This window comes from Vibrio sp. YIC-376 (assembly GCF_052353105.1).
GTDB lineage: Bacteria > Pseudomonadota > Gammaproteobacteria > Enterobacterales > Vibrionaceae > Vibrio.
This window is the reverse complement of record NZ_JBBWFK010000006.1, coordinates 328,230-342,406: the sequence shown is the minus strand read 5'-3', so window position 1 is coordinate 342,406 and position 14,177 is coordinate 328,230. Positions and strand designations below refer to the sequence as shown.

At 43.6% G+C, this 14,177-nt stretch carries 12 protein-coding genes; 7 read left to right on the top strand and 5 right to left on the bottom strand.

Annotated features, from left to right (window positions below; genetic code table 11):
• Nucleotides 1-4: 4 nt before the first annotated feature.
• The 5 genes from rfaD to WJM94_RS13970 all read right to left on the bottom strand — a co-directional run bounded on the left by rfaD (nt 5) and on the right by WJM94_RS13970 (nt 5,311).
• On the bottom strand, nt 5-946 hold the full coding sequence (gene rfaD / locus WJM94_RS13990) for an ADP-glyceromanno-heptose 6-epimerase (RefSeq protein WP_444494802.1): 942 nt from the start codon (nt 944-946) through the stop codon (nt 5-7).
• A gap of 447 nt (nt 947-1,393) precedes the next feature.
• Complete coding sequence (locus tag WJM94_RS13985) at nt 1,394-3,592, bottom strand: YjbH domain-containing protein (RefSeq protein WP_444494801.1); 2,199 nt, start codon at nt 3,590-3,592, stop codon at nt 1,394-1,396.
• Nucleotides 3,589-4,353 (bottom strand): capsule biosynthesis GfcC family protein, encoded by a 765-nt coding sequence (locus WJM94_RS13980; protein WP_444494800.1) that lies wholly within the window; start codon nt 4,351-4,353, stop codon nt 3,589-3,591. Before WJM94_RS13980 ends, WJM94_RS13985 begins: the two co-directional genes overlap by 4 nt.
• Nucleotides 4,350-5,024, bottom strand: a complete 675-nt coding sequence (locus WJM94_RS13975) for a YjbF family lipoprotein (protein ID WP_444494799.1) — start codon at nt 5,022-5,024, stop codon at nt 4,350-4,352. Before WJM94_RS13975 ends, WJM94_RS13980 begins: the two co-directional genes overlap by 4 nt.
• Before the next feature lie 68 nt (nt 5,025-5,092).
• Nucleotides 5,093-5,311: a hypothetical protein gene (locus WJM94_RS13970; protein WP_444494798.1), complete on the bottom strand. Its 219-nt coding sequence runs from the start codon at nt 5,309-5,311 to the stop codon at nt 5,093-5,095.
• A 521-nt stretch (nt 5,312-5,832) separates the two neighbouring features.
• On the opposite strand from WJM94_RS13970, the gene WJM94_RS13965 reads away from it, so the two are divergent.
• The 7 genes from WJM94_RS13965 to cysC all read left to right on the top strand — a co-directional run bounded on the left by WJM94_RS13965 (nt 5,833) and on the right by cysC (nt 14,172).
• A complete protein-coding gene (locus tag WJM94_RS13965; protein WP_444494797.1) occupies nt 5,833-6,351 on the top strand; it encodes a porin family protein in 519 nt (172 codons plus the stop codon).
• Between the two features lie 81 nt (nt 6,352-6,432).
• The gene (locus tag WJM94_RS13960) at nt 6,433-9,105 is read left to right on the top strand and encodes an SLBB domain-containing protein (protein ID WP_444494796.1); all 2,673 of its coding nucleotides are present in this window, start codon (nt 6,433-6,435) and stop codon (nt 9,103-9,105) included.
• Nucleotides 9,106-9,159: 54 nt separating this feature from the next.
• Nucleotides 9,160-9,543: a four helix bundle protein gene (locus WJM94_RS13955; RefSeq protein ID WP_444494795.1), complete on the top strand. Its 384-nt coding sequence runs from the start codon at nt 9,160-9,162 to the stop codon at nt 9,541-9,543.
• Nucleotides 9,544-9,697: 154 nt separating this feature from the next.
• Nucleotides 9,698-10,693, top strand: a complete 996-nt coding sequence (locus WJM94_RS13950; RefSeq protein ID WP_444494794.1) for a Wzz/FepE/Etk N-terminal domain-containing protein — start codon at nt 9,698-9,700, stop codon at nt 10,691-10,693.
• A gap of 130 nt (nt 10,694-10,823) precedes the next feature.
• On the top strand, nt 10,824-11,738 hold the full coding sequence (cysD, locus tag WJM94_RS13945) for a sulfate adenylyltransferase subunit CysD (protein WP_444494825.1): 915 nt from the start codon (nt 10,824-10,826) through the stop codon (nt 11,736-11,738).
• Between the two features lie 34 nt (nt 11,739-11,772).
• A complete protein-coding gene (locus WJM94_RS13940) occupies nt 11,773-13,512 on the top strand; it encodes an SLC13 family permease (protein WP_444494793.1) in 1,740 nt (579 codons plus the stop codon).
• A gap of 21 nt (nt 13,513-13,533) precedes the next feature.
• Nucleotides 13,534-14,172: an adenylyl-sulfate kinase gene (gene cysC / locus WJM94_RS13935; RefSeq protein WP_444494792.1), complete on the top strand. Its 639-nt coding sequence runs from the start codon at nt 13,534-13,536 to the stop codon at nt 14,170-14,172.
• Nucleotides 14,173-14,177: the final 5 nt, after the last annotated feature.

Genomic DNA, 14,177 nt, shown 5'->3' with positions numbered 1-14,177 from the left:
ATGCTTAGCGGTTTTGGATAGCCAGGTATTCAGCGACACCTTCTGCAACCGTTTTGAACTCAACGTCACAGCCTGCTGAGCGTAGCTTAGTCAGATCGGCTTGAGTGAACTCTTGATATGCGCCTTTTAGATGATCTGGGAATGGAATCGTTTCGATTTCACCTTTACCGTGGTGAGTGATCACGGCTTTTGCTACTTCTTCAAATGACTCTGCACGGCCTGTACCGCAGTTAAAGATGCCTGAAACGCCGTTTTCAAAGAACCATAGGTTTACTTTGCATACATCGCCCACGTAGACAAAGTCACGCTTGAAGGACTCGCTACCAGCAAACAGTTTTGGATTCTCACCTGCATTTAGCTGGTTGTTCAAATGGAATGCAACGGATGCCATGCTGCCTTTATGATTTTCGCGAGGGCCGTACACATTGAAGTAACGGAAGCCAGTGATTTGAGATAGAGTCTCGCCGTGCTCTTCAGCATCTTGCCATAAGCGACGTACGTAGTTATCAAACTGTTGCTTCGAGTAACCGTAGACGTTAAGTGCGCCTTCGTATTCGCGCTCTTCAACAAATGTGTCTGTCTCACCGTATGTTGCTGCAGAAGAGGCGTAAAGGAATGGAATTTCGCGATCTAAACAGTAATGCAGTAGCTCTTTTGAGTACTCATAGTTGTTCAGCATCATGTATTTACCATCCCACTCGGTTGTCGCAGAGCACGCACCTTCGTGGAAAACTGCTTCGATCGGACCGAAATCATCACCCGCCATAATTTGGGTAAGGAAGTCGTCACGATCCATGTAATCTGTGATGTCCAGATCAACTAAGTTCTTAAACTTCTTGCCATTTTTTAGGTTGTCGACAACCAGGATATCGTTAATGCCAACTTCGTTGAGAGCTTTAACAATGTTGCTGCCGATCATGCCAGCACCACCAGTTACGATGATCATAGAACTTCCACCATAGATTAAAATTTTCTCAGGAATTTTAGCAAGAAACGTATAAAGGTTCTAGGACCTAGGGTCCTAGATCCTAGAGAGGAATTGTTGGGACTATTTTGACTTACAAGATGTTGAGAAGTGGTGGTTAGGTTAATGGAATACGGAATACGGAGTTCCATACTTTAGCCCCGTCATCCTGAACAGCGACGAAGGAGCGTGATTCAGGATCTACTTACCGAGTGTGCTGATGTAAAGGAAGGTTCTAGGACCTAGACCCTAGGATCCTAGGACCTTTCATTACCCGTATTCTGTAAGCGAAGCGCTCGGTAATCCAAAACAACGAACACAAGCGTTTAAGAAATACATTAAAGCTTCAGCAAGCAAGCCTAAAACCCTAAAACCCTAGGACCTAGGACCTAAAAACCTAGGCCCTAAGATCCTAAGCCCTTTCTTTACTTACTTCTCATCCGAATGGTTTGGTCTTTGGAACCAAGGGTTTCGTTCATCCGTTAGTTCAATCAAGCTGTATTTACGACCCAGCTTCTGACCACCATCACGAGTCAGTGGTTGCCAACTGAAGTTCGCACGGTTGTTACTTGGCTTAATTGTCATGATGTCGTATGGAATTGAAATATAGAAGCCTTTGGTATAGCTGCCTTCACCAAACTCATCGGCTGATAGGTCACTCACTGATGCAAAGACACCTGCGATGACACCACTCTTGAATTGTTTCGCAAAATTCAACTGAGCGCCCTTATCACCACCCAGGAATTGACCAACATCCAACTGGAACATTGTGTTAGACAAGAACTCCCATTGCGGGAAGTAGTATCCAGATACAAAACCAGTAAAGCCTTTATCAATAACCTCGAACGGACGACCATATTCTGGAATGTCCTGCCATTTGTCGGTGTAAACGCCAAAGTAACTTTGTGGATCACGCTGAGAGATTAAGTTAACGTCAGCACCAATGGCCCAGTTTGAACCTTGTGGGCGGTATAAGAACTCTGTACCAACACCAGCAAACATACTTTCCAGATAACCCGCATAGAATTGCTGGTCCATCGTATCTGAGTATTCCTGGAACCAGGTTAACTGCAGATTCGACATAGTGACGTCATGCTCGTTCTGGTAAGCTCGGAACATGGTACGCACACGCGGAATTGTTGTACCATCTGGTGGCGTGACGTAATTAAACTTGTCGTAGTTGTTGTACCAATCCCAGTAAAGTGAACCGCCTATTTCCAGGTTGTCAGTTAACCAGTAAGAGGCATTACCATTTAAACCGACGCTAAACAGGTAAAAGTCTTCAGCGTTGCCCAGTGTTTGAACTAATTTGGGCGCAAAACCCCAATCGAAGCGCTTAAAGCCATCATAGGTTGCTTCACCTTGTGGTTTGCTGTTCGATGTTGAAACTGCATCTTCGATTTGTGGGTTGACGTAGTTTACTTGTGCGTAATCTCGGTACTTATCTTTAGAGATAACCGTTTGATTTGATACTAAACCAAGGCTTCGCTCATTAATGGTAAACGTTTCAACACTTTCCGGTACTTGGTTGCTCAACACGGCGGCGGCTTTTTCATGTGCTTCGCTGCGATCACGGTATTTCTTCTGCTCACCGACAATCGATACGGTATCTCCCTTCGCGTAAATTTTGGTATTCTGATAACCCGCAATCTTATCCAGATCTTCCGTTACACGTTCCCAATCGACCTGAGAAAGCTCGGCCGGTTGGTTATCTTCTGCTTTTGGCGTTGGTGTATCACGCCAGAAAGATGGCATTTTGTTGAAGTTGGTGTACAGGCTTAAACCTGCTACGAGGGTATCTCCACGCTCATAACTTACGCGCAGATCAGCCATGTGGCCCAAACGGTACAATACACCAAAGTTCCACGGTGTATGCGGTGTCATGTCTACGCCACCGCGCACAACAGGGTAGTCTTCACTGTAATCGTTGCTGTCGTATTCCAGTTTAAAGCGTAGCGGGGCATAAAGGGTTTGATACTCCACACCGCCGAATATTGCAGAAGAGCCTTTGAACCAGCGTTCATAATCAACGCTGCCACCATTACCTTTATAATCGGATGGTCGGTCACAGTAGCGATCTGAAACTTTACACGCTGGGTTGGTGATATTATCGCGAGTGCCTAAATAGCCCCAGCCCATACCCAAGGTAAAGTCGAACGTACCTAAGTTAGGGTTAGAGTAGCGCTTGGTTGCTGCGATAAACTCGCCGTCAAATAGGCCGGTGCCTGCCAAATCACGAATACCAACCGAAAGCTCTGGTACATACTGAGATTCTTCTAAAAGACGAATTTTAAAGTCGACGCCTTTATCGGTGTACTTTGTATCACCGGAAAAGCTAGGATCATCACTATAGAATAAGTCATTGACCAGGGTATAACGAAGAGTCGTCTCCAGCCATGGCATTACTTGTAGAGTGACATTGTAAAACTGGTATTCATTACTGAAATTGACAGCAAAGTTAAATTCGCCTTCTGGTGCCATACGGCCGGTTGGCATCTGCATTAGACCTACACCGCCAAAATCCATCTGTGATGGCTGTAAAGGTGGTGCTTCAAATGGCATATCCTGAGCCCAAACTAATGCCGGACCCATTAAAGAAAGGGTTAAAGTATTTCTAATCAGCGTCATAGTGGGCTCTTCATTGAGGTTGGCTTCAGTTGTGTAAGCAACTTAACAATATCCTGATCCATTTCAGAGTTTTCAAACTTCTCAAACGGGATATAAACCATGGTCAATGGCGGCAGATAATATTGAGTCGTCAACCAGGAACCGTGATGTGGCTGAGCAACGTTGCCATCGGGATAAATTAAGATTGGCGGGTGGGCCAGTTCACCAATGTCACTTTCCAGGTTTGCAATTTGTTGCTTTAATGGAATACCGGCTTGCTCTTTAACCGAGTAGACTTTGTTTAGGTTACCTAGATAAACGACTTTTTCTTCTCGCTGTATTGATACAAGAGATAAATCACCATCAAGCAGTGGGTTGTTAAATTTATCCAGGCGGATGTCATCCACATCAACATTAGAGAATACACGCGGAGCAAATTGATGCTTTTGAATGTATTTATAGAACGGGTGGGAGACCAGATTGTGCTGAATCATCTGATTCAACACCGAATTTTTCAGCGCAGTTGATTTACTTAATGCTTCTACAGAATCATCAAATAACGTTGTGCCGAGAGGGTATTGTAAAACAAGGTCTTGCTGTTGGGCCTGTTTTAGAACATCCGCTAAACGAGCTTTTTGTTGAAATTGCAACTGTTTACTCACGCCAACCAGTTCAACGTTTAAATACGCATCTTTATTTGGGGTGGATTGAGCGGAAGCAGGTACACCAATTGTGCTTGCTAACAGAGCGAAGCTTAATAAAGGGAACAGTCGTTTACTCATGATTTGCTGTATCCTTTCAAAATCGTTAACTCAACAGGTACCATATTTGGCCCTAAATGTTGTCGGGTCTTCACGACTTGCCCTTCACCATTTACCCAGTAAAGGTTTTCGACGGTTTCCGATAGGCTAGGGAACTCAACGGATTCGCGATATAGATCGGCTGAGGTTGAGGACAGTGGCGTGGTGACCACTTCTTTACCTTGATAGGTTCGAGTAATGTGAGCAGGAAAGCCGTAACGGTATTGTTCAGCCCAGTCATATGAAAGCATGTATTCAGTGTTTGAAAAGGTATAGCCAGGTACTTGGCCATATACGCCCGCAATATTGTTGTTCTGTAAGTTCACGGTTTTAACGATATGGCCGTTCTCTGTTACTACCATCGCCTTATCTGAGCTGACCCACTTCAGTTGAGTTTTACCGGTAAGAGGGTTTTGCTCTGCGAAGGCTAAAACAACAAAAATTTGTTTTTGATTGCCTATCTTAAGGTATGCGCTGGCGTACGGTACGGCTTCAATCTCTTGAGGTGTGAGCTCGACATCGATGTAATTACTATAAGCTTCCTGAACGGTTGCGGACACATCATTGAATTTTTGCGTACATCCGAACGTCAGACTCATTACCGGTAGGATAAGAAGTAGGTGCTTCCACTGTTTTGCTCGAAAGATATTCATTATTCCCTCTTGAAAATGAAATCGCCCTGAATAAATCAGGGCGATTATCTACTATTTACTGAACTCTATTAGTTAGAAGTAGTAGTAGATGTAGAAGTAGTTGTAGTGCTTGAGTCACTGTCTGCTGCTGCTACTGCTACAACAGTTGCTGCTGCTGCTGCACCAACGCCTACTGCAACTTCGCCATTAGCAAGAACTGCTGCTTCTTCAGTTGTGCCAGCTTCAGTTGCTGCGAATGCCGTTGATGCGCTTAGAGCCATAAGAATAGCCAGAGCTGTCTTCTTCATTATTAATCCTTGTTTATCCGGTATAAAAAACATCGATGTTTTGGAACATAAACTAATGTGCCAAAATGTATTTTAGATAAAAAATCGCCAGCATGTAAACAGTTTCGTATGTGTTCGGCTGTTAATTTTAAGAAAATAAACAACCTAGAGATCTAGGCCCTAGGATCCTGGGACCTAGATCTCTAGACGCTTCTACACCTTATTTACTAAAAACGACCGTCTCATTCTTACATTCTAGACACATTCGCCCCCTTGCCGTTTCCTGTCATTACATGCATAATTTGGCAGCTTTGTAGAGTGCTTTAAATCATGATTTTTTTGATTTAATCTCACAAGCTAATAGCTTAATTAAAAATATTTATATTAATAAACCGAATGAAATTAATCGGTAATCAGCGAACAGTGGCTAACGCGTAAATGCCGCAGGGCGGTAGCGTGGAATGCGCGAGATATTTAACAGGCCTCACTGCTCGCATTAGTTAGTATGTGCAGTGGTAGGTCGATACCTAGGGAACAATTACGTGATTAATAAACGACCATGGCTAGGGGCGTTGAGCGCAGTAAGTTTAGGCTTGTGCTCTTTTTCTGCCTCAGCAGATTTTTATGCTGGTGCGTTATTGAGTTACTCTAACGCCGAATATCACCACACCTCCTCATCTTCAGTAGCAGAAGGAAGCCCTTTTCTTCTTCAGGCTCAAGCCGGCTACTTCTTCAATGATTACCTTGCCTTAGAAGCCCGTTACGGAACCTCTCTCGAACGCGATAGTGGTTTAGCAGTCGATAGTATTGCAAGTGGCTTTGCCAAATTTAATATTCCAGTTTCTGATCGAGTCGCTCTTTATGGGTTGGCTGGCTACTCCTCCGTGCAAATAGACCAACAGAATGTTGGATCGGGTAAAGACCAGGGCTTTAGCTTTGGTATGGGAGCGCATTACGCGCTAGATAAGCAAAGTGCGGTTGTGTTCGAGTTTATTGATAGCCTCTCCGAAGATAAAGTTCGCTTGAATGGAATTTCACTAGGCTTCCAACACCGATTTTAATTAAAAGACTTTAATTAGAAACCTAGCGCCTAGGACGTCGTGTCTAGGTTTTTCACCTCATTAAATTTATAGCGAATGATCATGCTTAAAGGATATTTCTCTATTGCGGTTTGTGTGCTGGCAAGCATGTTTGCGCCATACACGTTGGCGCAAAACCCAACTCCAGCACAGATCCAAATGTTTAAGAGCTTACCTGCCGATCAGCAACAAGCGTTGGCCAGTCAGTATGGTATCTCCATCCCATCAGCCTCTTCCCAATCTACGAGCTACCAGAATCCTCAGGTGATTGAGCCACGTACTCTGGTGAACGAAAATGCTCAAAACGGGCAAGTAAATCAACAAGACCAAGATGAAGAACTAAAACGTTTTGGTTTAGAACTCTTTGCTGGCTCACCAACTACTTTTGCACCTATTAGCGACGTTCCTGTGCCTGCTGATTATACGGTCGGAGCGGGTGATGAGATCGTTATCCAGTTATTCGGGAAAGAGAATACTACCCATCGCCTGCGTGTTAACCGTGCGGGTATCATCAACTTTCCATCGTTAGGTCCGGTACAAGTTGCTGGAATGAGCTTCTCTGAAGTGCGCGACTCACTTAATCAACGCGTAAATGAACAGATGATAGGTGTACGCAGTGATATCTCCCTTGGTGAAATGCGTACCATGCAAGTATTTATTATGGGTGATGCGTACAAACCGGGCGCTTACACTGTTAGTGCATTAACGACGATTTCTCAGGCGATTTACTACAGCGGTGGTTTTAGTGAAAGCGGCGCTCTGCGTGATGTTCAGCTAAAACGTAATGGACAAGTCATTCGCAAACTTGATATGTACGATTTGTTGCTGAAAGGTGATGCACGTAACGATGTTCGTTTGTTACCTGGCGATGTAGTCTTCATTGGTTCGGTTAAAGGTACGATTTCTATTGATGGTGAAGTCAATCGCCCTGCCATTTATGAAATCAATTCGGGTGAAACCTACAAGCAAGCGATTCTTATGGCGGGCGGTTTTACTGCAAATGCTTACAGCGACCAGATTGAAATAAAGCGCTATGCAGCAAAAGGCACTCGAGAAGCGTTGACGCTAAACTTTACTCAGTCTACCGATCAGCAAGCTAAAGTAAAAAATGGCGATACCATTAACGTGCTGAAAAAAAGTGAAGAGCTGACTCGCTATGTTCAAATCGAAGGTGACGTGCGCCATCCTGGTTTTGTTGAATGGAATAGCGGGCTACGTATCGCAGACCTTTTCCATTCCGTTGATTCTTCATTCAACTCAACAGCAGATGTTAATTACGCAGTAGTCGTACGAGAAATCAATTCTCAGCGAGATATAGAAGTTCACCAAGTGAACCTTGCCAAAGCTATCTTGTCTCCAGGCAGTAAAGATAACTTACAACTAAATTCTCGTGACCGAGTATTGGTCTTTAACCGCTTTAATAATGAAGACTTAGATAATCTTGCACAGGAAGATGTTGCTACCAAGGCAAAAACTCTCGAGGAGGCTCAGGCTCTGGCTCAGCAAGATCTTAAGCAAGAGCAAGAAGTCTTAAATCCTGCGGTTGCCGTAACTGCGGTGGATAGTAAGTCGAGAGCTAACGCGAATAGAACTAAGATTATTTTCCGCGGTAAAGAGATCACAAAGGAAGACTTTGAAGCACTTAAGCAAAACACTCGCCGTACTTTACTTGCATCAGTGTTATTGCAACTTCAACAACAGTCGCGATTGGGTCTAGCGCCACAAATTGCGGAAGTGTTCGGCGAAGTCAAACACCCTGGCCGTTATCCTCTTACACCACGAATGACAGTTTCTACTCTGGTTGAAGCGGCGGGTGGGCTAACTTACAACGCCTTTACTATTAATGCAGAACTTGCTCGCACCGTGGTTAATAGTGTCGATGAGCGTGCTTATATTGATGTAGAACGTATCGATCTACGCAAAGCGATTCAAGGTAGCACTGCTGACGACGCGATTATTGCAGGCCGTGACCGTTTAAACATTCTAGAGAAGCCAAGCGTGAAATTGCAAAGCACAGTGACTTTGCAAGGTGAAGTCCGCTTCCCTGGTACTTACACCGTGAGTCAGGGTGAGACGCTTGGACAACTCCTCGAACGTGCTGGTGGTCTTACCGAGTTTGCGCATCCGCAAGGTGCAATCTTCACTCGTGAAGCACTACGTCTACAAGAGCAGAAACTGCTAAACGAGTACGCTGCTGATATGCGTGCAGAAACTGCGAAGAAAACCTTCCGTGCAGACAGCAACTTAGGTTCAGTTATTTCTGACCCTGATAAAACGCTGAAGTTTGTTGAAGAAGCAAGCCGCAGTAAAGCACTTGGCCGTATGGTTGTTCAGCTAAATCGTATCATTAAAGATGAGCGTTCTGCGGACTTTATGCTAGAAGACGGCGACTTCCTATTTGTTCCGACCTTCCGCAATACGGTGTCTATCATGGGTGAAGTTCAGGTTCCAATTACTTATCTGCTAGATACTAAGCTAGACGTGGAAGACTACCTGAACAAGGCTGGTGGTGCGAGAAAACAAGCGGATGAAGACCGTATTTTCGTTGTACGCGCTGACGGCTCAGTTTACAAGCCAACTTCAGGTTACTGGTTCGGTAATAACAATGAAGAGCTAAGTGCTGGTGATACCATTGTTGTACCAATCGATACGGACTACCGCGATGCTCTAAGCACCTGGACCGCTGCAACGCAAATCCTCTACCAAACAGGTGTAGCGATCAATGCGCTTAAATAAAGGTTATAGGGCCTAGGATCCTAGGCCCTAGGAAACCCAAAGATTTGGAAGTGGATGATGCGACAACTTGCTTTTGAAAAACTCGAAGTTTGGAAACGCAGTTGTCGCTTGTCTTGTGAGTTATATAAAGAGCTCGACAGTTGTAAGAACTTTGGTTTTAAAGACCAGCTAACAAGAAGCGCACTTTCGATAGCATCCAATATTGCAGAGGGTGAAGAGCGAGAGACAGCAAATGAGTCTGCAAGGTTTCTTTATATTGCAAAAGGCTCTGCTGGCGAAGCAATAACCCAACTTTATATTGGAATAGAGGCTGGTTTTATCGAACGTCCAAAAGGGCTCGCTTTTATTAACGAAGCCAAAGAAATATCAGCGATGATTGCCGCACTAATTAAACGCAGAAAAGGCTCAGTAAGAGAGCAATCTGCAAAATATGAATAGTTAAAAGAAAGGCCCTAGGTCCTAGAAATCTAGGATCCTAGGACCTAATTATCGTAATCCGTAATCCGTAATCCAATTTAAACTCGATCCTATCCCTAGCACCTAGTTTTTACCTAGGATCTAGAACCTAGGACCCTAGGACCTTAAAACTCCCATGGAACAAAATAAACCTCAACATCACGAGTACTTACCCTACCCACCCCAACCTGCAGCGATCGCTGATGACGAAATCGATCTTCGTGAACTTTTCAAAGCCATTTGGAAGGGAAAGTGGATCATCATCGCCACAACGTTTGTATTTGCAGTTGCTTCCGTGTTTTATGCCCTAAGCCTACCAAATAACTACAAAGCAGATGCATTATTAGCTCCCGCAGAAAGCTCAAGCGGTGGTGGTTTATCTAAAATGGCTGGACAGCTTGGCGGGTTGGCTGCATTAGCTGGAGTTAATCTAGGCGGTGGTGAAACTTCCCAAACCGATCTTGCAGTCCAAGTAATGAAGTCTCGCCAGTTTGTGGACGCGTTCATTAACAAACATGATTTACTTGTTCCGTTGATGGCAGCAAAAGATTGGGATTTAACTAATAACAAGTTAGTTATAAATGAAAATCTCTATAACTCAAATACAGGTGAGTGGCTGCGTGAACCGGAAGGTCTTCGCGGCTCTAAGCCAACTGCGCAAGAGGCTTTTGAAATATTCAGTAAAGATACTTTAAGCGTAGGTCAAGACAAAGAGAGTGGTTTGTACACGATTTCTATTAAACACTATTCTCCTTATGTAGCTCAGCAATGGGTTAATTGGCTGATTGAAGATATAAATAAAGTTATGCGTGAACGTACTATCGCAGAAACTTCTCAAAACTTAGACTATCTCAATACCCAATTACAGAAAACTGCTGTAGCCGATATGCAAAGTACCTTTTACAAGCTCATCGAAGAACAAACAAAAAGCTTAATGCTGGCAGAAGTTCAAGAAGAGTTTATTTTTAAGATTGTTGATCCTGCTGTGGTTCCGGAAATAAAGGATGGCCCTAAACGCGCACTAATCTGTGTATTAGGTACTCTACTGGGCGGAATGCTCGGTGTCGCAGTTGTATTGGTGCGTTTTGCATTTAGGAAAGAAGATGTTGAGGACCTAGGACCTAGGACCTAGGTCCTAGGACTAAAATATTTAAGGAGCCGAAATTCGAACTTTGGCTTTATATTGCAGAATTAATGGCTCTCGAAGTAAGCATCTATCGAGACCAGAATAAAAATGTTAACCGATTTATAAGTGTGAAATGATGAAAATATCTCCAGAGAGAATGACTCACCTAAAGCAGCTTGAAGCCGAGTCAATCCATATCATGCGCGAAGTTGCTGCGGAATTTGATAATCCAGTAATGCTTTACTCTGTAGGTAAAGATTCATCCGTAATGCTGCATTTGGCTAAAAAGGCTTTTGCACCAGGTAACCCGCCGTTTCCACTAATGCACGTAGATACTACGTGGAAGTTTAAGGAAATGATTGAGTTTCGCGATTACATGGCAGAAAAGCTAGGCATGAAGCTGATTGTTCACCAAAACCCAGAAGGGTTGGAAATGAACATCAACCCTTTTGTTCATGGTAGCTCAAAGCACACCGATATCATGAAAACTCAAGGGCTTAAACAAGCACTAGATAAATATGGCTTTGATGCTGCTTTTGGTGGTGCACGTCGTGATGAAGAAAAATCACGTGCAAAAGAGCGTGTGTATTCATTCCGTGATGAACATCATCGTTGGGACCCTAAAAATCAACGCCCAGAGCTTTGGAACATCTACAACGGTAAAGTAAATAAAGGTGAAAGTATTCGAGTATTCCCACTTTCGAACTGGACTGAGTTAGATATTTGGCAATATATCTATCTAGAAAGTATTGAAATTCCATCTTTATACCTAGCGAAGAAACGCCCTGTAGTAGAACGAGATGGTATGCTGATCATGGTGGATGATGAGCGTATGGAAATAAAAGAGGGTGAAACCGTAGAAGAAAAAATGGTTCGCTTCCGTACTCTAGGTTGTTACCCGCTTACCGGTGCCGTTGAGTCAGAAGCAACAACGTTACCTGAAATTATTCAAGAAATGCTTCTTACAACGACTTCGGAGCGTCAAGGCCGTGCAATTGACCATGACAGTTCTGGATCAATGGAGAAGAAAAAGCGCGAAGGCTACTTCTAACCTGAAAGCTTTTTAATAACAGCAGTAGCAGAGAGTGAATAAAGTGCCTTTTGAGCAGTGGGTCACCGGTGGGGCTCTTATTGCCCTAATTACATTGTTGGTTTGGGGGCGTATAAGAGCCGTTTACAGTTTTATCATTGTGACCGCAGCTTTGTACGTAACGGGCGTGATCGACCAAAGCACCGTTCTGGGTAATGTGACGAACATGTCGGTAATCACATTGATCATGCTTATGCTCTCGGCGCTTGTTTTAGAACGTACGGCGATTCTTTTTTGGTTGGCGACCAAAATAGCAGATGAGAATTATTATCGTACGTTATGTAAGCTTGGATTGGCGAGCTCATTAAGTTCTGCATTTCTCAACAATACGGCTGTGGTCGCAACATTAATGGGGACGTTACTCAACAACCCATTCCATTCTGCTAAGAAGTTGCTTATTCCGCTGTCTTACTTCTCTATTCTGGGGGGGACGCTCACACTAGTTGGGACAGCAACGAATCTGGTGGTGAATGGCTTATTACAAGAAGAGGATTTGCCTTCTCTTGCTGTTTTTGACTTTTTACCCGTGGGTTTAGCGCTACTGATTGGATGTGGCATAGCTATATTTGCTATCTCTCGTTGGTTACCTAATGGTGGGGTTCAAAAAACGCAAACTCACCAAGAGTATTTTATTGAAGCAGAACTACTTAAGGGAAGCTCTCTAGTTGGTAACTCCGTGTTAAAAAACGGTCTGCGTTCTCTCAAGTCTCTTTTCTTAGTAGAAATCGTTCGTCAGGGAAGATTGATCTCTCCAGTTTCTCCTCATGAGAAAATGGAAGAGGGAGACAAGCTGATTTTTGTCGGTGACGTGAGAGAAGTAAGCCAACTGTCCAATATGAATGGTCTAGAGCTTTTTAGCTCTGATGATTTTGACTTAGAAAAAAATCTTCAAGAAGTGTTAGTGAGTCCTGAATCTATATTGATAGGGAAGACCATCAAGCAAGTGGAGTTTCGTTCTCGGTTTGATGCTGCAGTGGTAGCAATTTCGAGGCAAGGACAAGCAATATCGGGTAAGTTGGGAGAGCTAACCATTCTTGCAGGCGACAAATTGCTGCTAGCAACAGGCAGCGATTTTGATAAGAGACCTAATCTATCGAGGAATTTCTTTTTCCTTAGCCAGAGACAAGTAAATAAACCTTTGTCATTGAAACAGAACGTGGTCGGTATTGTTGGCTTTATTACTGCTGTCGTTATTGCTAGTGCAACGCCACTCAGTTTGGTTGAAACCTTAAGCGCTTATCTGTTGTGCTCGCTTACATTAGGGCTTATCGATGGTTCGGTATTAAGAAGACGCTTCCCATTCGAATTACTGGCTATCTTGGTGTGTGCGTTATCTATTGCGGCTGCGTTCAGTAAAAGTGGTTTATCTACTCAACTAGTTATGAGTACCAGTGCTCTGCTTGAGTCTGTTAGTCACCACCATGCTTTGCTGATGATCATATTGCTGACCATTTTGCTAACCGAAATTATGACAAATACAGCCGCCGCCGCGATTGTTTTACCTCTCGCTCTTAGTGTGTCATCTCATTTGCAAGTTGATTACATGCCTTTTGTCATGGCGGTAGCTTATGGGGCAAGCGCTTCATTTATCAGCCCATTTGGATATCAAACGAATTTAATGGTAATGAATGCTGGCGGTTATAAGTTTGTCGACTTTATAAAAATAGGTTGGTTAATGACGCTCACTTATATCGCGATAGCGTATGCGCTGATTCCGATAGTATTTCCTTTTTAAAAAACAGTGGATTGAATTCAAATGAGCTCTCCCTACGAAGTAAAAGACAATGAATCCGTGAGTAATGATGTCGTTTGGCATAATACGACGGTTACTCATGAAGATCGTATTAAATTAAAGCAGCAAAAGCCGGTAGTGCTTTGGTTTACGGGTTTAAGCGGTTCAGGAAAGTCTACGGTTGCAAATGCGGTTGAAAGTAAGCTGCTGAGTTTAGGAAGACATAGCTACCTGCTTGATGGCGACAATGTTCGCCATGGTTTGAATAAAGACCTTGGGTTTAGCGACGATGACCGTGTAGAAAATATTCGCCGAATAGGTGAGGTAGCTAAGCTATTTGTGGACTCTGGTTCGATAGTGCTCACAGCTTTTATTTCTCCATTTATTGCTGACCGCGAACAAGTCCGAGACTTGATGACAGAAGGCCAGTTTCTGGAAGTGTTTATTGATACGCCGCTTGAAGTATGTGAGCAACGCGATCCCAAAGGCCTTTACAAAAAAGTTCGTGCAGGTGAAATCAAAAACTTTACTGGTATTGATTCCAAATATGAAGTGCCAATTTCACCAGAAATTCATGTGAAAACCGCGGGAAAATCCGTTGCAGAATGTGCGGAGTTTATTGTTGCTCAGCTAACTGACAAAGGTTATTTAACGCTACGTTGATAGCT